This window comes from Bacillus sp. V59.32b (assembly GCF_003429085.1).
Classification (GTDB): Bacteria; Bacillota; Bacilli; order Bacillales; family DSM-1321; genus Peribacillus.
In genome coordinates this window covers 15,158-37,771 of the sequence record NZ_QVTC01000010.1, presented here as the reverse complement: position 1 = coordinate 37,771, position 22,614 = coordinate 15,158, and the positions used below count along the sequence as shown (strand labels likewise).

General features: G+C 36.4%; 24 protein-coding genes and 1 pseudogene. 5 read left to right on the top strand and 20 right to left on the bottom strand.

The genetic code is table 11. The annotated features are described in order from the left end of the window. The first annotated feature begins 103 nt into the window (after positions 1–103). The 4 genes from D0463_RS02835 to D0463_RS02820 all read left to right on the top strand — a co-directional run bounded on the left by D0463_RS02835 (position 104) and on the right by D0463_RS02820 (position 4,073). Positions 104–1,417 carry a carbohydrate ABC transporter permease gene (locus tag D0463_RS02835; protein ID WP_117304839.1) on the top strand — a complete coding sequence of 438 codons (1,314 nt, stop codon included), beginning with the start codon at positions 104–106 and terminating at the stop codon, positions 1,415–1,417. A 2-nt stretch (positions 1,418–1,419) separates the two neighbouring features. Beyond that, positions 1,420–2,262 (top strand): sugar ABC transporter permease, encoded by an 843-nt coding sequence (locus D0463_RS02830; protein ID WP_117304837.1) that lies wholly within the window; start codon positions 1,420–1,422, stop codon positions 2,260–2,262. A 150-nt stretch (positions 2,263–2,412) separates the two neighbouring features. Continuing rightward, positions 2,413–3,441, top strand: coding sequence for a LacI family DNA-binding transcriptional regulator (locus D0463_RS02825; protein ID WP_117304835.1), 1,029 nt, complete (start codon positions 2,413–2,415; stop codon positions 3,439–3,441). Between the two features lie 89 nt (positions 3,442–3,530). Then, positions 3,531–4,073, top strand: a complete 543-nt coding sequence (locus D0463_RS02820; protein WP_117304832.1) for a GNAT family N-acetyltransferase — start codon at positions 3,531–3,533, stop codon at positions 4,071–4,073. A gap of 505 nt (positions 4,074–4,578) precedes the next feature. Here the strand turns inward: D0463_RS02820 and D0463_RS02815 are convergent. The 12 genes and pseudogenes from D0463_RS02815 to D0463_RS02740 all read right to left on the bottom strand — a co-directional run bounded on the left by D0463_RS02815 (position 4,579) and on the right by D0463_RS02740 (position 15,993). Continuing rightward, positions 4,579–4,788 (bottom strand): hypothetical protein, encoded by a 210-nt coding sequence (locus D0463_RS02815; RefSeq protein ID WP_117304830.1) that lies wholly within the window; start codon positions 4,786–4,788, stop codon positions 4,579–4,581. Then, the gene (locus D0463_RS02810; RefSeq protein ID WP_117304828.1) at positions 4,785–5,447 is read right to left on the bottom strand and encodes a TnsA endonuclease N-terminal domain-containing protein; all 663 of its coding nucleotides are present in this window, start codon (positions 5,445–5,447) and stop codon (positions 4,785–4,787) included. Before D0463_RS02810 ends, D0463_RS02815 begins: the two co-directional genes overlap by 4 nt. Before the next feature lie 596 nt (positions 5,448–6,043). Continuing rightward, positions 6,044–7,276, bottom strand: a pseudogene (locus tag D0463_RS02805) (IS110 family RNA-guided transposase); the annotation flags it as partial. Positions 7,277–8,253: 977 nt separating this feature from the next. Then, on the bottom strand, positions 8,254–8,601 hold the full coding sequence (locus D0463_RS02795; RefSeq protein ID WP_117304824.1) for a hypothetical protein: 348 nt from the start codon (positions 8,599–8,601) through the stop codon (positions 8,254–8,256). A gap of 152 nt (positions 8,602–8,753) precedes the next feature. After that, the gene (locus tag D0463_RS02790) at positions 8,754–9,173 is read right to left on the bottom strand and encodes a hypothetical protein (protein ID WP_117304822.1); all 420 of its coding nucleotides are present in this window, start codon (positions 9,171–9,173) and stop codon (positions 8,754–8,756) included. Positions 9,174–9,398: 225 nt separating this feature from the next. Beyond that, positions 9,399–9,587, bottom strand: a complete 189-nt coding sequence (locus D0463_RS02780; protein ID WP_254052702.1) for a DUF4083 domain-containing protein — start codon at positions 9,585–9,587, stop codon at positions 9,399–9,401. A 68-nt stretch (positions 9,588–9,655) separates the two neighbouring features. Then, positions 9,656–10,174 carry a hypothetical protein gene (locus D0463_RS02775; RefSeq protein WP_117304818.1) on the bottom strand — a complete coding sequence of 173 codons (519 nt, stop codon included), beginning with the start codon at positions 10,172–10,174 and terminating at the stop codon, positions 9,656–9,658. A gap of 20 nt (positions 10,175–10,194) precedes the next feature. Next, the gene (locus tag D0463_RS02770; RefSeq protein ID WP_117304815.1) at positions 10,195–10,638 is read right to left on the bottom strand and encodes a hypothetical protein; all 444 of its coding nucleotides are present in this window, start codon (positions 10,636–10,638) and stop codon (positions 10,195–10,197) included. A 908-nt stretch (positions 10,639–11,546) separates the two neighbouring features. Further along, positions 11,547–11,990: an NUDIX hydrolase gene (locus D0463_RS02760; protein ID WP_254052701.1), complete on the bottom strand. Its 444-nt coding sequence runs from the start codon at positions 11,988–11,990 to the stop codon at positions 11,547–11,549. 154 nt (positions 11,991–12,144) lie between these two features. Further along, positions 12,145–12,717 (bottom strand): HNH endonuclease, encoded by a 573-nt coding sequence (locus D0463_RS02755; RefSeq protein WP_117304811.1) that lies wholly within the window; start codon positions 12,715–12,717, stop codon positions 12,145–12,147. Positions 12,718–13,461: 744 nt separating this feature from the next. After that, the gene (locus D0463_RS02745) at positions 13,462–14,610 is read right to left on the bottom strand and encodes a cation:proton antiporter (protein WP_117304806.1); all 1,149 of its coding nucleotides are present in this window, start codon (positions 14,608–14,610) and stop codon (positions 13,462–13,464) included. Between the two features lie 699 nt (positions 14,611–15,309). Continuing rightward, positions 15,310–15,993, bottom strand: coding sequence for a Crp/Fnr family transcriptional regulator (locus D0463_RS02740; protein ID WP_117304804.1), 684 nt, complete (start codon positions 15,991–15,993; stop codon positions 15,310–15,312). A 183-nt stretch (positions 15,994–16,176) separates the two neighbouring features. Here D0463_RS02740 and D0463_RS02735 point away from each other — a divergent pair, with 183 nt between their 5' ends. Then, on the top strand, positions 16,177–16,527 hold the full coding sequence (locus tag D0463_RS02735) for a DsrE family protein (protein WP_160118353.1): 351 nt from the start codon (positions 16,177–16,179) through the stop codon (positions 16,525–16,527). Positions 16,528–16,946: 419 nt separating this feature from the next. Here D0463_RS02735 and D0463_RS02730 read toward each other — a convergent pair whose 3' ends face one another. The 8 genes from D0463_RS02730 to D0463_RS02695 all read right to left on the bottom strand — a co-directional run bounded on the left by D0463_RS02730 (position 16,947) and on the right by D0463_RS02695 (position 22,526). After that, positions 16,947–17,420, bottom strand: a complete 474-nt coding sequence (locus tag D0463_RS02730; RefSeq protein WP_117304798.1) for a glycine/sarcosine/betaine reductase selenoprotein B family protein — start codon at positions 17,418–17,420, stop codon at positions 16,947–16,949. 579 nt (positions 17,421–17,999) lie between these two features. Continuing rightward, positions 18,000–18,332, bottom strand: coding sequence for an alpha/beta fold hydrolase (locus D0463_RS20205; RefSeq protein WP_117304796.1), 333 nt, complete (start codon positions 18,330–18,332; stop codon positions 18,000–18,002). Positions 18,333–18,349: 17 nt separating this feature from the next. Further along, positions 18,350–18,604, bottom strand: coding sequence for an alpha/beta hydrolase family protein (locus D0463_RS02720; RefSeq protein ID WP_117304794.1), 255 nt, complete (start codon positions 18,602–18,604; stop codon positions 18,350–18,352). A gap of 198 nt (positions 18,605–18,802) precedes the next feature. After that, complete coding sequence (locus D0463_RS02715; RefSeq protein WP_117304791.1) at positions 18,803–19,366, bottom strand: NADPH-dependent FMN reductase; 564 nt, start codon at positions 19,364–19,366, stop codon at positions 18,803–18,805. 147 nt (positions 19,367–19,513) lie between these two features. Beyond that, complete coding sequence (locus tag D0463_RS02710) at positions 19,514–20,374, bottom strand: SDR family oxidoreductase (protein WP_117304789.1); 861 nt, start codon at positions 20,372–20,374, stop codon at positions 19,514–19,516. 45 nt (positions 20,375–20,419) lie between these two features. Next, positions 20,420–20,767 (bottom strand): DoxX family protein, encoded by a 348-nt coding sequence (locus D0463_RS02705; protein ID WP_117304786.1) that lies wholly within the window; start codon positions 20,765–20,767, stop codon positions 20,420–20,422. Between the two features lie 58 nt (positions 20,768–20,825). Further along, on the bottom strand, positions 20,826–21,869 hold the full coding sequence (locus D0463_RS02700) for an LLM class flavin-dependent oxidoreductase (protein WP_117304784.1): 1,044 nt from the start codon (positions 21,867–21,869) through the stop codon (positions 20,826–20,828). Positions 21,870–21,881: 12 nt separating this feature from the next. Further along, positions 21,882–22,526 (bottom strand): NAD(P)H-binding protein, encoded by a 645-nt coding sequence (locus D0463_RS02695; RefSeq protein ID WP_117304781.1) that lies wholly within the window; start codon positions 22,524–22,526, stop codon positions 21,882–21,884. Positions 22,527–22,614 lie beyond the last annotated feature (88 nt).

Below are 22,614 nucleotides of genomic sequence, written 5' to 3'. Positions count from 1 at the left end.
AATGAGTAGCTGGTCTGTATGGACATATGCTTAATTGCTAATCAGAGCCTTGCACAATCTGCGAGACTATTTCCTCCTATAGGGAAGGGGAGTAAAGGTACACATGGCAGAATTACAAACGACCGATCCACAAATTAATGAAATAAAATCCACTTCTAAATACGGAAGAAATGCTGCCTTATTATCAATTATTCCAGGGATAGGCCAGCTTTATAATAAACAAGTTTTAAAAGGCATCGTGTACCTGATTTTAGCGGCCTCATTTTTTATTGTATTTAGTGATTTAATGAATATGGGATTTTGGGGTCTATTTACTTTAGGTGAGCTTCCGGGAGAGGACCATTCCATTTTTCTTCTAATTAATGGGATATTGGCTTTGATTGTAACGGCTTTAGGCTTAGCTGTTTATATCTTCAATTTGTATGACGCATATAACACTGGGAAAAAACGCGACCTTGGACTGAAGATTAATAGCGTGCGGGAGCAATATCATAATCTTATCGATAACGGATTTCCATATCTTATGATTAGCCCTGGTTTTTTGCTGTTACTATTCGTTGTTATCTTCCCGATTATCTTTGTTTTCTTATTAGCCTTCACAAACTACGATTTGTATCACTCTCCGCCGGCGAAATTGGTGGACTGGGTTGGCATCCAGAATTTTATTGATATTTTTAAAATCGATATATGGAGAACGACTTTCTTCAAGGTTTTAGGATGGACGATTGTATGGACATTGGCCGCCACTACCCTTCAGATTGCCCTTGGGATCTTTCTGGCCGTTCTCGTTAATCAAAAAGACTTGAAGGGGAAGGCGATCATCCGTACGATTTTTATTTTACCTTGGGCCGTACCTGCCTTTGTATCTACAATGATATTTTCAGGAATGTTCAATGAATCTTTCGGAGCGATTAATAACACAATTCTTCCGATATTGGGAATCGATCCGATTAATTGGATGACCGAAGCAAATTGGACGCGCCTGGCATTGATTATGGTCCAAACTTGGTTAGGATTCCCGTTCATCTTTGCGATGACAACCGGGATCCTTCAATCAATTCCCGATGAATTGTACGAAGCTGCAACAGTGGATGGCGCAAACGCTTGGCAAAAGTTCAAAACGATTACGTTACCATTGGTCCTTTTTGCTACAGCACCGATTTTAATTACGCAATATACCTTTAATTTCAACAATTTCAATGTTATCTTCCTATTCAATAATGGGGGGCCTGCAATCCCTGAGCAGAATGCATGGGGAACGGACATATTGATTTCATGGATATACCGTTTAACGATGACTTCAGCCCAATATGGAAAAGCAGCCGCCATCACGATGATTCTTTCACTCATTATCATCAGTATCGCATTATGGCAATTTAAGCGCACAAAATCATTCCAGGAAGAGGATTTGATGTAACTATGAGCATAAAGAGAGATAGATTTATCCGGCTTTCACTAACTTACTTAGTCGTTTTGGTGATGAGTGTCATCATTTTCTATCCAATCCTTTGGATCATCGGATCATCACTCAATCCTGGTCAAAGCTTGTCAGGGTCAAGCATGTTTCCTGAGAATCCAACTTTCAAGCACTATGCCTATTTATTCGATACCGATAAAAGCCTGTATTTCACCTGGTTCTGGAATTCTATTAAGATCTCCTTGTCAACAATGGGGCTTACCATTATTGTGGTGGCATTTACAGCTTATGCGTTTTCAAGATACCGTTTTGTCGGCAGGAAAAACGGGTTGGTGGCATTTTTAATCCTACAAATGATTCCTAATTTTGCCGCTCTTATCGCCATCTATGTGCTTGCGACCCGCACAGGATTAATCGACACCCATTTAGGGCTGATCCTGTTTTATGTCGGAGGCCAAATTCCAATCAATACGTGGCTTATGAAAGGATATCTGGATACCATCCCTAAAGAGCTTGATGAATCAGCGAAGATGGATGGTGCCGGTCACTTTCGTATTTTTTGGCAGATCGTGATGCCTTTGGCAAAGCCGATTATAGCTGTTGTAGCATTATTCTCGTTCACGGCTCCGTTTGCGGATTTCATCATTGCCCGTATGCTGATTCGTACTGACGAAAAATACACCATTCTGGTAGGGCTGTATGAAATGGTAGCCAAACAGTTCGGGAATGAATTTACAAAGTTTGCTGCTGGAGCTGTGTTAATTGCCATTCCGATCGCGCTGTTATTCCTGGCATTTCAAAGGTATTTCGTTTCTGGTTTGACTTCTGGAGGCACGAAAGGGTGATCCCTGTATAACCAGGTCATGCTGGACACAGCATTAAAACTCCTGAGCTTTTCAATTTTTCAAAAGAGAATTATTATTAAACTATAAGATGTTTTAGCATGTTAGCGCAGCCCTCATATATATGAACTGCTGCATGAGGGGAGAAAGAAGATGTCGATCACAATTAAGGATGTTGCGAAGTTAGCAGACGTTGCTCCTTCCACAGTTTCAAGAGTAATTGCCAACAATCCTCGGATCAGCGAAAATACGAAAAAGCGTGTTCGGGAAGCGATGGATGAACTAGGTTATCATCCTAATTTTATCGCTAGGAGCCTTGCGAGCCAATCTACACAGGTGATTGGACTGGTATTACCGAACTCAACGGAGATATTTTTTCAAAATCCGTTCTTTCCAACTGTATTACGTGGACTAAGCGAAGGGGCACATGAACATAGTTATTCGCTTCAAATTAATACCGGGAAAACGGAAAGCGAAATATACGAGGGTGTCGTTCAAATGGTGCAGGGAGGACGTGTGGACGGCATCATTTTACTATATTCCCGGGTGGAAGATAAAATCCTCACTTACTTACAGAAACGGAATTTCCCTTTCGTCGTGATTGGGAAGCCTTTCAAGCATGTGGAAGAAATTACCCATGTGGATAATGATAATTTCCGGGCTGCTAAAGAAGTAACGGAATATTTGGTTCAGCTTGGCCATGAACATATTGGTTTTATTGGGGGAAGTTTCAACTTTGTTATGACAGTAGATCGTTTGCTTGGGTATGAAAAGGCATTACGTGATGCCGGAATTATGCTTAAGGATGAATATGTCATTCATGAGGAGTTTTTAAAAGAAGGGGGCCAGGAAGCAGTGAAAGAGCTGTTTTCTCTTAATAAACCTCCTACAGCACTCGTTGTTATCGACGAGCTAATGACACTGGGAGTGCTAAACACTCTTGATGAGATGAACATTAGCATTCCAGAAGATATTTCTGTAATCAGCTTTAACAACACAATGCTTTCTGATTTATCAAGACCGCCATTGACCACAGTGGATATTAATATATTCGACTTGGGATACTATGCAACGAAAAGCCTTATCCAAAAAATCGAAAATCCGGAAGAGCCGGTTAAAAGAATCATCATACAGCATAAATTAATTGAAAAAGGTTCATGTGGTTCGGTAAAAAAGGATTAGACCTGTTAGATAAATGACAAACATGGGGAGGGGAGCTGGACCAAAGTTTCTCCTTTTTTTCTAAACTTAATTTACTAATGGAGTATATCATGGTAATAAAAGAACAAGAATTTTATATGAACGGAATAAATTATACGGTTAGATCTGCAATCGGAATAGATGCAAAAGATTTGTCTGAATTAAGGGTGCAAATTGATGGAGAGACGGAAAATTTAGACAGGGAACAAGGGGAAGCATACATAGATGCGACAGGTTTCGAACAAATTATTCAAACAGATACCGAAAGTAAAAAGAATTTATTTTTAGTTGCGGTCGTCCAAGATCGGATAGTCGGATTTTCAAGATGCGAAGGTCATTATTTGAATAGATTCGCTCATAAAGTAGAATTCGGAGTCTGCGTTTTAAAGAATTTTTGGGGGTACGGTATTGGAAAAAATCTTTTAAATGAATCAATTGTTTGGGCTGATTCCCATGGGATTAAGAAAATCACATTGAATGTTTTAGAAACTAATGAAAAAGCCATTAAGCTATATAAAAACCTTGGCTTTAAAATCGAAGGCATCTTAAAAAAAGACAAAATCCTTTCTGAATCATTGTGGGAAGATTTAATGAGTGATGTCTTCTTTAATTGACAGCTCAATAGATTCAAATATAATTCAGGACATAATTAATTAAATGGCGGGTTGGAACTAAAGAAAACGAAGAACTGATTTAGTACAAAAATTTAAAAATATCTCACTATTTTAAGTAATCTCTTGTTTTGAGATGAAGTTTGTTTATTTTGTAGAACTACCTATAATATATATTATGTAAACTAAATTAAAACTAAACTGATTTACCTATTTTAGCGTCCCCCTCCGCTGCATAACGGCACAAAAGTACTTACCCACGCGACACAAAAGTACTTACTTTACCTTTTACGATACAATAATACTTACTGACTGCGACACAATAATACTTATGGACGTGTATTAAATCGTATAAATGCGACATAAAGATACTTACTCAATCTGCTTCCCGACATAAAGATACTTACTCATGAATTAGAAACTTTTATTAATTTAATCTTATTATCATTGTTTTAAGCTCTGTTTATTAATCAAATATAAATATAATATCCTACTATGGGATATTATTTTAAATAAGTCTATATAAATCCTGCTTAACTATTCCTGTTTGTTTAAATATATCTTCCAATGATATTTCGGTGGTCAAATATAAAATTACTGCTTTTTTCCGATTTAAAAAAACAGTTTGTTTCTCTATATTAAGTACTGATATATCAACATCAGGCCATTGTTCAATCTCTAACGGCATATCAATTTTTTTATATCTTCCCTTGGTCATATCCATACCTCCATTCCATTCGTTATTGGTTGTGTTCCAAGTGATCCTTTAAGGACTCCAATATATAAACCGTAAAAGATAGCAATTTTAACGTCCTGGTCAGAATGCGTTGGTAATGATGTGAAATATTCACATAGGGAACTTATCGATGCCTTTTTATCTGAAAGAAATGAAATGATGCTTTGCAGTAATTGTTTGTGCATTTGATAGTAAAGCCTGACGAACGATACAATAATTCGACAATTATCCAATAAGATCATATTACTTCGAATTACATCATCAGTTTGCAAACTATATTGGATATTTTTCTCACTGCACCAGTTTTTTTGTACAGAAATTTGTTTAGATGTTTCTAGATATTTTTTGTGATTTGGTTCTAAATGTGATTGGTATTTAATCTCCCTGAACTCTTCAGTACCATTAGAGTACTGTACCCACATATCAAAAATGGAACTCTTCATTTTATCGTTATGGAGATAGCTAACTTTTAAAGGTTGCTCACAAAATGTTTCAATATTTGGGTCGCATTCAACAAGTAGCCAATGCTCATATTCTAAATCACTAAAGAAATGAACATCCCTCTTTACCTTTGGACTATATCCATGCCAATAATTATTTCCGTATTTAGTACTTCGTTTCATTTTAATTGGTTGGTACAAATGATTAACTCCTTTTAATGACACTCTTTTGGGTAATATCGTGGCCTTAAAGTTATTGCTCCTGCTTTAATCCATTTTTCACTGTGGTAAGTAATTAAATTTCTAGAGATATACTATAAATTTTTTCTCCTTCCTTTTTACTATTCATTTCAATAAATTGGAGGTATTTTCCTGCATTTATCTTTAAATAATAACCTCATTTTTATTTTGTTTGCTACTTTTAACATATTGTTAAGAATCTTTCTGAAAATCTTCGGTCGGTTTCATTATTACCGTAAAGAAATAAACTGTGCCATATGTATAGTGATAATAAAGTTATTGAATTTTGATTAAAAAAGTTAAGAGCCTTACTACATTCTATATGTAGCAAGGCTCTTTAAAGTTGTTCCATATTACTTCTATCTGTTTATATAATACAAAAAAATGAATAATAAAGTTGCTTACTTCTTATTGAACTAAACCAGCTAATAGTTTGTCAACATTTTTCAATGAAATAGAATTTTATAGTATGGTATGCTAAAAATAAGCATGCCAAATAACCTTCCTAACCCGGTTGTTTGGAAGGTTTTGCATTTATTAGTACATTTGAGTAACCAAGCTAGATCTTGGAAAGTCGTTCTACTTTTCAAAAGGGCATAAATCCATTGTAAAAGCTTATTCGCACAGGCTATTATTGCTACTTTAAAGGGTTTTCCTTCTTCGCGTTTTCTATCATAGAATTCTCTTAACCTTTTGTTACGAGGGATTAATTCATCCGTCGTTTTGCTTTTCCTGCAGTCGCGAATTGCACATCTGACGGCCATATAGAGAGTGTGCCTAAGTCGGCTGGAACCTCTTTTGGTGATTCTGTTTACAGTGCCTCTGAATTTACCTGATTCAAAGATACTTGGGTCAATACCAGCGAATGCGACAAGCTTTTTAGGGTGATCAAACCGTTCAATCTCGCCAATTTCGGAAATGATCGTGGCAGCGATCTTTTCTCCAATACCAGGGATTGATTGGATGATTTTATATTCTTCAATATCCTTTGCCAAAGCATCTATCTCTTCTTCAAATTTGGATAGATGCTTTTGATATTCCAGAAGCATTTTTATATACATTTCCATACTTAAAATATGGCTTTGGTAGAGATTTTCCCTAAAGGGATTTTGGCTTGCGGCAGCTAAAAGGGCTATCGCTTTTGTATTAGCCCACTTGATGGAACGCCTTGGACATAACTCTTTTATTGTGTTAGTAACGGTCTCTTCGCCTGCTTCTAAGATATTTTGGGATGTAGGAAACTCAAGTAAGGTGAGTAGAGAGACAACAGAATATAAGTCACCAAACACTCCTCTATATACTGGAAACACTTGATCCAAGACTGCTTGGAATTGGAGTTTTGTTTGCACATAAATCCCTGTAATATTTTCGTGCTGTCTGGTCAGGTTTCGAAGGTTCAAGAGCTGGATACCACGTTTTTTATAAGGTTCCAAACCCTCTTTGTAATACATCTCGCAGAGATGATTGGCATCAATAATATCTGTCTTTACCTTTCTTAAACTTGAACTCTTGGCTCGATAAGAGACTAAAGGATTAACAATAATAATTAAGTAGCCTCTTTCCTCAAAATAATGAACTACTGGAGTATGATAATGACCTGTTGACTCCATGACTAATGGAGGTTTCCCCCCAGTTATTCTCTCAACTTCGGAGAGAAAGGAATGCAGTTTTTCCAGACCCTCAAGAGTGTGATCAACTTTAAAGCTTTTTTGATAAGGTTTTTTCTTATCCAGGAAAGCTTGTATCTGGCTTTCACCTTTGGCTACATCCAGTCCAACCACTGGATTCATTGGCTTCTCCTCCTAAATCCTATTTGCCGGTACCCCTAATCCTTCTTGCAGTATCATAGCTTCGCTTGTTATACGAGATCTACGTCCCAACCAGCCTCAATCATGTTTCTACAAGTAGGGGGCAAACTGTTTAGTTGACGAGATTAAATCCCACGGGTGCTTCCGTTCTGCCCCGGCTACCGTTATGATAAAACCATATAAAAAATGGTCAACCAGAAATATCTGGCTGACCTTATAATACGAACGCACCCCGATTGTTTAAGTGTCTTTCTTCACAAATCCCCTTAAAAGTTCATTTATTACAGGAATATTTCCACAAAGCCTTTTTTCGTTCACAATAATCCTCCTGTCCCAAACATTCTTATCTCATATACTTATTCTGGAAAAAGACGTTTTTTCCTTCTTTAACTAACCTGCCCCGTTTGTTCAATAAGGTGTGCATTTATTATGTAGGACCTTTTAATTCACAACTTTGATTTAGGATGGTAATTGATTTACTTTTATCGAAAGTGTCGCCCTACTTCTACGCCAATCCCGATAAAGATTAGAAATACCCCCAGGCTGATACCTATAATTATCACAAACACAGAAATGGTAGTTCGCAGCTTCCCAGGTATCATATCACCAAGAAAAACACTGTGATAGCTATCAAGGTGAATACTTTCAAAAACTAATAAGGACCCTAGTAATGTTATAAAAACGGTCGGCAAAAAAATATCTGGTGAAACGAAAAAAAATCCTATACCAGTGATGAGGGTTAAGGCATACAGTGTTACTCGGAGACGAGATTTTACTAATAGTAACTGCAAAGCTTCCCAAGCCCTTTTCATACTATAACCATCCTTTCTTCCGTTTTAACTATACACAAAAACAGCATAGGAAGACGATAGTTAAATTGTAGAAAGTTAACTAACCTGCCCCGTTTGTACAATAAGAAAAAAGAGTGCTACCTAATTATAGATCGCACTACAGTTGCTTTAAAGACGTTTATTATTTGTATAACTTCTTCCTATTGACGAAGGCGAAAACTTTATTTTATATTTACCGCTGAGCTCTAACTTAACTTTTTCTGTTAAATAAGCACCTTGTCTGTTATGTTCTTCCTCTATTTCAACACCATTTTCAATTATTTGATCTAAATCCCAATCAATACAATCACCATACTTTGTTGCCCACTCGCTCAATTCCCTTTTTAATTCTTTTGAGATTGCAATATCATCTAAATCAAAATTACAGCCGCATTGATTACACCAAATAGGGTCGGCTCCAACATCACCTTCGACCTTTAACTCGTATGTTTCTTGTTGTTCACAAAAACACTTCATTTTCGGCTCCTCTGGTAAAAACTTTTTATTATTTTTAGAATATATTCAAGTCGATTAGTTGTATATCCTTCTTCAACAAACCTGCCCCGTTAGCTCAATAAGGCAAAGGCGCCTTTAAATTGGCTTTTCGATTATACTATTAACAAGGATATTTAATGATTTGTTACTTTCATAGGTACAACTTCTTTTTCACCATTCCACTCAACAAGGACCTTAATTACGTCGTCCTTTTTTTGTATTGCACCGCCCGTTCCTTCGTCACTGTGTCGTATATATTTTGTTCCAGGAGGACTTTCGGATCCACCTTCTGAAAACCCACTCGATTTAATCGAGTATTTTACAATAGACTTAGATATGTCAGTATAGGAGCCCTTATATTCAAGTACGAAATCTTTCTTGTCTTCATCGTAATGGTTAGAATTCACACCAATACCTACAAAATGTAAAGTTGCTGTCCAATGTTTGCTCTCACCGTAAAATTTGTAATTGTGTCTACTAATGGTCTCTTTGCTTGTACAGCCTATTAAGATCGAACAAATTAATACTATCAAAACAGCTATTTTTCCCCGCATATGTCACCCAGACCTCCGTATTCCAAACCTTTGTAAATATGTTAGGTATATACTGTTATTTTTTCTTTTATTCGCCGGTTCCTCCCCGCGTGAAAGTAGAAAAGAGCAGCCAAAGCAATAGGCCAAGCCCAACAATAGAAAAGAATCCAACATTTTTTTTCGATCGTAATATCATAAAGAGTTAATCCCATAACAAACAAGATGGCCAGGACATATACGAACCTTTTATTTTTTTTCATTGTTAGGTGCTTGTCCTGATGCGCTATCTAATTTTTCTTCTATTCTATCTAACTGTTCTTTCTGTTTTTTGAAAGAACGAACAAAAGATACAATCATCACGATAAAAAGGATAGGGATTGAAATTGCGATTAAAATTGCGAATAACTGAAAAAGGATGTCACCGATATTCACCATCTCATTCACCTCATTTTAGATAATTCTATTAGCTTGTAAATAAATAGTTGTTTTGTTTTAAACCTATTCTAAAGAATTGGATCAACGTTTTCTCTCGATAAATCTATAGAATATACTTTATCGTCAACATACCAAATGTCGATTTTACATTTATTTTTATGGTCAACGTATCCTATTGTTTGAACGCCCTGTACAGTGTATTCATAATAGTTTTTCCCATATTTTTTGATTGCTTGGTTAATGGGGTCCCCGACCTTTATTCCTTTGTTTGTTTTAGCAGTTTCATCGCCTGAGATATAAATTATCTCACCTTCGTTATCAGTCATTATGCTGTACTTATCATTATCTAAACTATATGAATCTGAATCATCTTTTTTAATCTGATGTTTATTTATAAAATTACTATCTTTTATTTTCATACCTATAGCAATACCATCGAGATTTTCTTCAGATAAATCTGTGCTGGGTGTATCTGCAACTATAGCCTTCTTATTTTGAAAAAGGGTACAATTATTTAATAGAAATACTAAGACAACAAAAATAAATAATATCGAGCTAATCTTTAAAAGCAGGCGTCCAATATTCACAAAAAGCCCCCAGTTTCTCCTCATTTTGATTCGTATTCTATCCAATCACCATTTAGATAAAACCCACTTCTTTCTTCAACAAGAGACATAGCAGTTTCTTTGAATGGTGAACCATCAAGTACTTCAAGTACATAAAGAGGTTCTTGATTGAAAAAGTTATGTTCTTCATGATCAGCTAAAAAAGAAAAAGTATGTTGTCCAGGTATTACAAATTCATATTGTACAAGTTCTTCAGATTCTGATGAAGGTTTCTTATGCCATATATTTAAATGGTTCTTTCTTCTTCTTTTAAACATCTTATTTAGAACTACACGAAACAGTCCATCTCTTTTTCTAAATGAAATAATTATCAAATGTGGAATAAGAACTAGATATATAAATGTAGCTGGTTGTCTATAATAAATACATATAAAAGCAATAATAAAGAAAATTGCATTTTGACCCCAAAAATGTTCTTTTTTCATAAAACTATCAACTCCCAATATTGCATTTTAGAGTTTTTCATTAATTATCCCCTCTAGTATTCTTTCTTATTTTTTATATATTTGGAAGGAATTCGATATATCGGTTTGATTTCACGATCATTTCTGTTGAATTTTTATTGTTAAACGTATTTTTACGAAGAGCACCGGTAGCAAGAATGGTCTTGTCTACCAGCTTCTCATCCGGATAGGTAAAGTGCTTAAAGTATTTATCAAAGACCACGAGATAAAGTCTATATTAATAACTGTTCTTAAAATTAACCGAACTTAACGATTAATACTGTCTCCTCCCCACAAATCCCGTCCTCCGGTATGTCCAGCCAGTCAGTTAAGAAATCCTTCTTAAGCTAACCTGCCCTATAGTTCAATAAGAAAATGCAATACTCCTTCTTTAAGTATTGCACCCGTTAGTTGAAGAAGAAAAAAGCACTACTGATGTTGCAATAATACTGCTATTAGTTTTCCAAAACATAGTAATATGCAAAAATATAAGCAATATTTAATGCGATCGAAATGATTGATTTGATGAAATTTTCTTTTAACACAATTGCACCTATTCCTAAAAGAACTCCACAAAATGTCACCATTGGTAAGAAAAAAATACCAATACTTAAATTTCGTAGAAAAATAACATCAAAATTGTTAGTCAAAAAACTCATTATACTAAACGTTATATTGAAGGCTACACAAAATAATGACATTTTATACACAGGCAATATAATCCCCCGTTCACTTATTAAACTCTTCTGCCCTTTAGTTTAAGTACATTTTTTCACAATCTCACACCAATTTTAACATAAATATCCAGTTTTGTTTAGAAGGTCTTATTCAATTAAATTGCCCCAATTTGCTGTTACGACTCTAGTAAGCTCGATTATAGTACAGCAACATTAAATCTGTTTTAATGCTTCTGATACCGCCCACCTTTGGTGTTCGTGGAATAACTTTTTTATTGCTTGGAATGGTTCAATCCATTCTAGGATATGGTCTTCTTCTATCGGGTTATTGATTTGCTGACCCATATAGCATATATAAAAATGACCTTCACTAAGGTAATAATTAAATTCATTCGTGGAATAAAAATATCTTCTGGCACATCCCACAAATGGACCTACTTTAATATCCATTCCCATTTCTTCAAGGGCTTCTCTCTTTAAACACTCTTTGTGAGTCTCCGTATTTTCTATTCCACCGCCTGGAAGAAAGTACTTACCATCACTTCTTTGAATAATAGCCATATTATTTTTCTGAACATTGAACATTAAACAATAAGCAGCAGGTCTCCATATGTATTCTTTACCTTCTTCTTTTTCACCGAATGTAATAATACTCACAAATAAAACTCCTCTACCACTATCAGTTTTTGATTTATTTTATCATTTCTTATTGTGCTAACCTGCCAGTTAGTTCCATAAGAAAAAGCTGCCTTAAAAACAGCTCTGTTCTTCAGCTAAAGCACCCGTTAGCTCTATTTGATACATATTATTTTTAACTATACCCATTGACCTTTTGAACTGTCATATACCATTGTTTGATATTCGATATCGTTAGCAACTCCTGATGATTTTCAACATACTCCATAAACCAGTGTATCATCCCATCCCACTCGGACAATTTTCCTGGTTCATACAATTTCCATCCCAGTTCCTCCAAAGTAAAATTGGATTTGGCACTGTTTCTTAACATAGAAGTGGATACTAAATTCTCACTATTATTTTCTCCACCTTTTACTATGGGTACAATATGGTCTATCGTCGGTGAAAGATCCCAATAAGCCGGATGGCATTCGTTCATCTTCCAATTTGGATGATAAGGAAATTGATTAGGGTAAGTTTCCGATAAAATTCTTAATACAGGAGGGAAAATAAGTTTTTGAGCGCTGTATCGATCGATAAACCCGTCTCGGATGAATATATTAAGCATCTGTAATTTTGAGTAGGATCGATTAGCATATTCTAGTCCATAAAAAGGATAGTGCTTAGTAAGTAAAGCTTCTCCTTTATCTCTCTCCCCACACATTAAATTATCACACAATTCACTTATAACATTTGCTTTCTCCAATATGAGTCACCTCTTCAATAACCATTTTTACATTTGAATACATTGACTAGTGGATATTACCTCAAAGGGAAAATACACAAACCAGTAAAAATGACAATGCGAACTGTTTAATAAACAGGACACAACACCTTTTTCCATTAACGCACCCGTTAGTTGAACAAGAAATATGAGTTTGAAGACTATTTTCCAATTAAATTTTTTAAGGTGCAGTTCGGAGAAATTCATCTATAAATTCCATAATTAGAGCATAAACAATAATGCAGATAGGTGATAAATTTACAATTAAAGAAAAAATTCTTTTAGCCAAGTTTTCTTTGCTGAACATTGAAATGATGCTCAATGGAATGCTAAACACGGAACCGAGAAACGCAAGTAATGCAAACATCCTTATGATAGATACGGAACTCTCGTTTAAAGTTATCATTGAGGTGAATATAGATATAGGGATAACACTAATCGTAGCCAATGCTATATAGAATGAAATTTTAGTGAACACATTTAGGTTTGTCCTTACCAAATAACTCACCTCTTTTATAATTTCTAATTAACTGCTCTATTATAGGAGTACTTCCATTTGTTTGAAATTAAACTCTATTAAACAAAGGGTGGTATCTTATAGATATTCGATATAGTAATACCAAATCCTTCTTCAAGTAACCTGCCCCTTTAGTGGAACAAGAAAAGCTACAATAAATCATCTCTAATAAACAGCCTCCAAGAAAACTTGGAGGCTTGACTTACAGATTATGCGATATTCTGTGCTTTGCTTTTCGATTGAAAGAACCATTTCATCATTGGTGGAGTCACAATGGTGGAAACCAGTATTACGACGACAATCACAGCAAACATATCTTGTGAAAGTAAGTCAGATTCAAGTCCCAATGCTGCCAAAATCAATGCGACTTCTCCCCTTGAAACCATCGCTGCTCCGATGCCCAATGAGCTGTTCCAATTAAACCCAGCCAATTTTGCCCCGAGCGACGCACCAACTAATTTGGTGATGATTGCGATAAGGCTTAAAACTGTAATTAAACCCAAATTTTCACCTATGCCTGCAAATTGAGCTGTCACACCAATGGATGTGAAGAACACGGGAACAAAGATGGCGTAACTGATCGTCTCGACCTTTTCAAAAACTTCTCCCTTGAAGTTTGTCACGCTGATAGCAACACCTGCGATATAGGCTCCGATAATCGCAGCCACTCCCGTATATTCAGCGAGGAACGCATAAACGAAGCAAATAATTAGGGCGGACGAGATCACCGTTTCCGAGTCTTTTAATGTTGAAAACTTTTTCAAGAACCACGGCACCAGTTTCCATCCTATAAGAATCGCTCCAGCAAAGAATAGTACCTTTTTAAGCACGACTGTCGTCAAACTTACATCTCCGCCTGCAAAGCTCATTAAGAATGCCAAGGCAATGATTACAACTACGTCGTCAATTACAGCTGCCCCTAAAATCGTGGTGCCTTCTCGGGTTTGCAATTGATTCATCTCCTTTAGAGCCTGCACGGAAATACTAACGCTGGTAGCAGAGAGCAGCAAACCGAGGAACCAGGATTCGAAAGTACCAAGGTTCAATGTAATGCCTGCTAAGAAACCAATTAACAGAGGAACAACGATACCGCCCAAACCTACATATGCGGAGGCTTTCCCGGTGCGTTTAAATTCATCCAGGTCCGTTTCTAAGCCAGCGATGAACATCAAAAGTATAACACCAATCTGACTAAATTCTGCCAGTGTTTCTGTTTCATTCACCAAGCCCAGGACAGAGGGACCCAAGACAATTCCGATCAATAATTGTCCGAGAACTGCGGGCTGCCCCAATCTCACGTTCAAGCTCCCGGCTATTTTGGCTGTAACTAGAATAATGGCTAACTGTAGTATTAACACCCATATTCCACCTTTCATCTTTATTATTTGTTTTATAACACACAGACATACAAAAAGAGCCTGTCACCAAGGGACATACGTATCCCTTGGTGACAGGCTCCTCCAAGTCATTGAAGTATTCAAATGTATTATTATTTATTAGTATCTCATACTTTGTTCATATCCGCACCCTATCGCTCTTAAATGGGTATCCTCATTCAACTAACCTGCCCCATTTTTTCACAATCTCACGCCAATTTTAACATAAATATCCTTTTCGAAAACCCTTTATGAATTACGGCTGAGAATAACCGATTAGTAGTATTCCGAATACGAAAACCATGCTACAACGATATTTACTCAGTTTCGTTAAGGTTTTTTTACACAATCTGAAAAGTTTGTATGAATAAGAAAATCTTCTGCATAACAACATTCCGACCTCTGCCCTGTCCATCTGCGCCTGTTTCCCCGGAGGGGTTTCGAACCGGAGAGTGGCCTGCTTTTTGGGCTTTGCGCGGTGAGGTTTAACAAAATCCCTTAGATATCTTTTTCTTTGAAATATTGCAATACCTGTTCACATGACTCGCAATGATCACATACATACAGGGGTTTTATTCATGAGAAAAACCACCTGTATGTGTGACACTTTTAGTTTACAGGATCAATGCTGCCATAATTGTATGACATTCACATGGAAAAAACCAAGAAGTGTTGCCTTGTCTAGATCAATAGTTGTTCTTTCGCTAGCTTTGGATCAATAGAAAGACTTTTACGCCCTGTTCGGATCATTCCTACCTTTACTAGTTCATTGATAGTTGAAGTCACCGACTCACGAGTGGCCCCAATCATATTACCAATTTCTTGATGAGTCAAAGGGAGATCTATTCGATGAAAGTTATCCTCCTGCACACCAAATTCTTCGGAAAGATTCAGTAATAGAAAGATAATCTTTTCTTTGACGGTGCCTAAAGCCATCTTCTCCAACATATTATTCTTTTCTTGCAATTGATCGCTCAGAATCCTAATTACACGTTTCATGATAAGAGGGCGGGTTGATAAAAATTTCTCAAACTGCTCACTGCCAACAGAACAAAGCAAGGTGTCTTCCATCGTTTCAATATAAACACCATGGGTACCTAAAGAGAACGAATCAATTTCACCGAAGGTACTCCATTTTCCTAAAATACCTATTGTAAACTGTTTCCCCTCTGTATTAACGATATAGAGACGTAAAGCCCCTTCCTTTACAAAATAAAGTCCATCCCGAACCATTTCAGGAGATTGAATAATTGTATTCTTTCTTATTTTGGCATGGTGAGTCCCTTTATTAATCTCTTTCATATCCTCCGGAGAGACTTTGTCAAACAATTTAATTTGAGTCAAATACCACAGTTTATCAATCATAAGCCAACCTCGTTGTAATCATATTGAATATCCTTACTTTATCACGGGAACGATATGCATGACTAACTTAATGATTGGTCCAAATAATGTATTCTAGTTCACATTTATTAAAGGAACTGGATTACAGACTACTACTTAAACCCGAGCTATAATGAAGCCATCAACATAAAGGAGAGAATGCAGATGAAAAAAGTAGCTATATTTGTACACGCAAGTGAAAAGGAACTGGGAAGAGCAGTCCATGGATTGTTGTATTCAGAAGAAATCCACGCTGCCGGCGGAAAAGTCAGATTGATTTTTGATGGTGAAGGGACGCAGTGGATTGGCCGTTTTGAAGACACAAACCATCCGATGAACCCATTATATAAAAAAGTTAAGGCATTAGGTGTCATTGAGGCTTGTGAACATTGTGCGGGAGCTTTTGGGGTACAGGAAGATGTTCAAAAAGCAAACATATCCACAGCAAATGACTACGAAGGTCACCCTAGTATAGCTAAACTAATCTCCGAAGATTATGAAATAATTACGCTATAACCAATTTAATGCCCCTTTCGAGAAAATGAGTATAAATAATCCCCCTTGGCTTTAGCCAAGGGGGATTTGTTTATGCATGTAGGAAATGAGTGTTTTCAATACCTGTTTACATATTACACAGTTACTTCACCTGTTTAAAAGACGGAAAGATGTTAACGTTCATACTTTAAGTTTGAATCGATAATCGTACCCGGCTCAGTAGATGTTTCTAATACTTCTAATGCTAAGCTAAGAACTTGTTTTTGCTGTTCTTTGGCTCCAGGTCCACCCACGGGGCTACCAAAAGGGAAGCGATTATAAAGAGATCGGGGAACATTAACAATTTCAGAAATTTCTTTGGCTAACGTAAGTGCTACAGTTGGAATTCCATGAGATTCAATGGTTCGTGCGACCAGACCGGCCGACTGCTGGCAAAGTGGTCAGGAAGGAACCAATATGACAGCATCCACTTTCTCTTTCTTTAACTTTTTTGCAACTTCAGGGGCAGTAACATTTTTTAAGGAATGGGGAACAGGAATATATCCCATAAAACTATAATGGGTTTCCGCTAATTCACCTATTTTTCCTTCTGACCGCAATTCTTTTAATACATCCAAAGGGAATACAACATTAGGATCTTTCCGTGCATTGGTTTGATCATAATGTTCATGAGCAAATGATACGGTGGATAAATTAGTATCAACTGGAATTTCCCGATAAGAAACATCACCTAGACCATAGTTATCGTTAAACGGTGTCATTCCTTTTATATATACTCCACCGGTTGTAATGAGAGCAATTTTGGCCTCTGTGGTTTTTTTCTTAAAGGGTGTGAAGGGTGCTGCCTCGTTTCGTTCAAAACGAAAAGATGGAACCCATCGCTCTTGCACTGCTTTTTCTACTTTTTCAATCAATTGATATCCCTCCTTTACATGACATCATAACAATGTTAGCTCATCGGCACAAATAATGTGAAACAGAAAAGGAGATCAGGTGTAAGATTAACGAACGCTGATAGCAAATTAGCAGACTCCGATCCTCTGACCAATGACCTTGATAAAAAAAGTTCTAGATCTATCTTTGGATTGGCTCAAAAGTGCAGGGTACCTCTTTTTAAAACTTAGTCACTTCTTATTGAACTAACCTGCCCTTTAGTTGAATAAGAAAAATGGATTGCAGCAGCAATCCTTCTTAAACTAAAGCACCCGTTTGTTTAAGTACAATATTTCACAAAAATTCTACTCTATGAAGTTTAATATAGCATTTTGGAACTCGAGTGGACTTTCTATGTAAGGGTGATGTCCACAATCTAATCTATGAACAACTAAATCCTTAAAATTAAATTTCTTATAATGTTCTGGACCGATTGCATTATCATACTTTCCTGTCAAAACTAAGACGGGTTTATCTATATCCTTTGATAATGGCGTAAAATGTTTAAAGTATTCTCCAGAAGAAAATACATACTGTTGAAAATTGGATTCAAAAGTTAGTTACTTATCTATCTCATCTAAAGCCATTTTATTTTCTATATTTTTAAATTGGAGGTTAAAATACATATTCTGTTCGAGTAATTTTAATTGAATGGGAATAAACGCATCAATGATATTTTCATATGTAACGTTATTATCTAATTGTAAAAGCTGGTTACCCTTGGCTATTTGATGCATAAATGATTCTTTCATATTTAGTGTAACGTTTGTTAGAATGATTCCAGCTACTTTATTAGGGTATTTATAGGCATAATTTAAAGCAAGAATCCCACCGAATGAATGTCCTAAAAGGTAAAATTTATTAAGTTTTAACTGGTATGTAACTTCTTCAATATCTTTTACTAATCTATCTAAAGAATAGTCTTTGAATTAATTGAAGAACGACCACATCCTCTTTGGTCCAAATAAATCATATCCATTTGATTTTCAAGAAGACTACCAGCAACCTCACTGAACGATTTACTCCAATAACCTGGTCCTCCGTGAAGATAAATGCAAGGCATACCGTTACCCTTTCTTTCTATAAACAATTTGACTCCATCATTAGTAGAAATATACATTCCTCTTCCCCTTTTTTGAAATATAACAACAGTTTCAACATTCATAATAAAAAATCCTTCTTCAGCTAAACTGACCCTTTAGTTGAACAAGTAAAAAGCCTTACTCCTTATTGAAGTAAAGCACCCGTTAGCTTAAGTGTAACGGTTCACAATCTTTTTTTATCGATTGCACTCTTTAAGTTTTCTCCATAAAAAAAGAATACCAGACACTTTATGCTAGCATCTGATATTCGGATTTTATTATCAATTCTCGTTATTTCTCAAGATTTTCAATGCACCGCTCCAAGCGTTAACTTGGTCAAGCATCAAATTAACTGTATCAAGATGTACATCACCAGGTTTAAATGTTGAAAAATTTTCAAAATCAGTAAACAAAGATAATGTTGGGTGACCCTTCACACCCGCAATTTGTAATTCTCCAAAGATACCTCGTAAATGTTCAGCTGCACGAGCTCCACCAGCTCCACCATAGCTAACGATGCCCGCCGCTTTGTTATTCCAAGCTTCACGAGTAGCAATATCAAGTGCATTTTTTAATGCCCCAGTAATACTGTGATTGTATTCCTGAACAATAAATACGAATCCATCCAAGCTGGCAACCTTCGCACTCCAAGCTGCTATTCCAGGTTCTGTTCCATCGGTTGCTCCGAAAAACGGCAATTGGAAATCGGCAATATCAACAATTTCATAATTTGCATCTTCACGTTTGTCAGCGATTCCTTTTACCCATTCTCCAACTTCAGGGCTAACTCGACCCTGACGAGTGCTTCCTAAAATAATTCCGATATTTAATTTTTCATTTGTCATGATTTCTTCCTCCTAGATCTATTAAAACGAATATTTTGAATTAGTTCTAAGATCATTTAATTGTTTGTTTGAGCATAGTTGGCTAACAATTTGGCCCAAAGCCTCTTCATCGGCGCGACTAGGCGTTTGATACAGTTTCATTTGTAATTATTTTAATAAAATTTTTAACGCTTCTTTCACAGAAGTTGGTTTGCGACCTAGAAGCATTTCTAAATCAGAATGTGGAGCATCTAACCCACCTTCACGAATTCCTTTTTGTATCATGACTAACATTGATACAAATTCTTCTGGCACGCCAGCCTCTTTTAGCATTTTTGCATGAGCTTCAGAATCTACAACTAATAAAGGAATTTCTTTACCTGTAACCTCATTAACTGCATCAACGAATTGTTGTTGGGTTAAGTTTTCACCTGCTAATTCGTATGCTTTATTATTGTGACCATCACCTGCTAACACATTGGCAGTGGCTTCACCTAAATCTGGACGATAGACCCAAGCTACCTTCCCTTCTCCTGCAGATGTAACCCAAGGTGCATCATTTAAGCATTGTTGAATGGTACCTAATTCGTTTTCAACATACCAGTTGTTACGAACTAATACATATGGAATACCTGATTCTTTTATGATGTTTTCACGTTCACGGTGAGGAGCAGCTAAAACGAAATCACTCACATCTGCACGCGGAGCACTTGAGTAAACCAATTGAGATACACCAGTCTCTTTCGCTGCTTCTACAGTATTTTTCTGCTGTTGGATGGCTGTTTCCATAACAGGTACTGTCGAAACTATGAAGACACGGTCCACACCCTTGAATGCTTCAACTAATGTTTCTTTTTTCTCAAAATCTGTTAAGCGAACTTCAATACCTTGTGCTTCGTATGCCTTTGCTTTTTCTGATTGTGGATCACGTACACCAGCGATAATATCTGAAGCGGGTACTTTCTTCACTAGATTTTCAACGATATTTGATCCTAATTTCCCTGCTGAACCTGTAACTAATATTTTCATTCTATTTTTCCTCCAAAATGTATGTTATATCATCTTATTACTTCTTTACGTTAAATATTGAAAAAATACAACGAACGCTAGAATGGTTAAGAGTAGAATCATCGCTGTATCCTTAAAGGAATCCTTAACCTTAATGTGTGTAAGGATTCCTCCAATACCTGTAATACCGAGTATTAATGCTCCAGTTATTGCTGAAGCTTCTGCCCAATATCCGACGATTAAAAGGACAGCCCCTACTAACTCCACGATCCCTGTTACAATTCTAAACCATTGTGGATATCCCCATTTTTTAAAACCTTCCACATGCATCTCAGATCCTGATAGTTTCCCGTACCCTGCCATTAAAAACAGTAATACAAGAATCCCTTGTAAAATATAAGTTAAAATCACCATTATTCTTCTCTCCCCTTGTTATATTATTTTATTTATTAAACTATTTTTAAGTTTTACGTTATTTTGATAAGGCTTTACGAACGATTGGTGCTACTTTGGTTGCCAGTAAATCAATAGCTTTTTCCACTCTGGCTAATGGCTGATTCCCCATATCAAACTGTCCCATAAATCGTGAATGTCCGAATAACTCATGCTGATACAATATCTTTTCTGCTAGTTCCTCTGCACTTCCAACTGCTAAAATTTGTCCAGCATCTCTCTGAGGCATCAAATACTCAGCTGTTGTGTGGAAGCGTTGACCACGCTCTTTTAAAAAGTAACCAAAGTATTGATTATAGTGAGGAACAAATTCATTTATGGCTTGTTCTCCTGTTTGGGCTATATACGAATGTCCTGTCACAGAAATTCGTAACTTAGTTAAGTCATGTCCTGCTTCTCTTGCGGCTTGCCAGTATAGGTCTGTTAGTCGTTTGATAGATTCTGGACGACCACTTAGCAAGCCAAGTGCCATATTTAAACCAAGTCTTCCTGCACGAATTGCACTTTCAGGAGTTCCCCCAACACCAATCCAAATCGGCAGTTTCTTCTGAACAGGTCTAGGTGCGATTTGTGAATCTTGAAGAGGGGAACGGAATTTCCCTTGCCATGTGATGACTTCCTGTTCTTGTAGTTTCAAAAATAGATCTAACTTATCTTCAAACAATTCATTGTAATTCTCTAAACTTTCTCCGAAGAGAGAAAACGATTCTAAAAATGCCCCACGACCTAAAATTATTTCAGTTCGTCCGTTCGATAATAAATCCAATGTGGCAAAATCTTCATACACACGAACTGGATCGGCTGTACTAATCACGGACAGTGTGCTGGTTAGTTTAATATTTTTCGTTTCCCGAGCAATAGCTGCAAGCAGCATGGCGTAAGAAGATGTGACAAAATCCAGGCGGTGATGTTCTCCAACACCAAAAATATCAAGTCCTGATTCCTCCGCCATTTTTGCCATTTGAATAATCTCTTCTACTCTGGATTGAGCAGTAGGAATATTCCCATTTGTATCAGGTATTCGTTCGCCTAAAGAATAGACACCAAACTCAAATTTACTCATTCGCTTGCCCTCCTAGTTGTTAAATACGATTGGCATTTTATGAATCCACTCGTCTCTCGTCACAGCATCAAGCATACATTTCGCAGCATTATAACGGGAAACACCCATCTTACCTTTTGTATCTCCAAAAGAAACTGAATAACCGTTACCATTTGTTTTAACATTCGGATTAATAATCCGTACAACAGTCCAATCCATTTTAGAATTTTTGATCAATGTCTCTATTCCTTTCATCTCAGCGTATGGAGTAGGAGAGAATAGTTTTGGCATTATATTTGGAAACACAGTAATAAATTGTTTTACGTCTTCTTCAGCAGAGATACTAGGTGTTCCAAGTGTAATCAACCTTTTAAGTCCGCACATTTCCATAACTGAGACAATAGCTTTATGTGCTTCTGCAATAGGAAGGTCCACAACTTGTCGTTTCATTGACAGTGCTGGTCCAATGGCACTTAAAACCGCATCCCTTCCTACAATTGCTTCTCTTAATTTTTCTCGGTCTGTTAAAGCCCCAACTACAATTTGTAGTTTTTCATGTTCTATATTTAAAGCATTAGGTCGTCTTGTATAGGCTGTAACATCATATCCACCCTCAAGTGCTTGCTTAACAAGAAGCTGACCAATTTGACCATTTGCTCCAAAAATCGTTAATTTCATTTTCTCCACTCCAACACCTTTCGTTTATCCTACACTTGTTGTAAAATCAATATAACAAGTCGGAAAACGGTAAACAACCGATAAAATA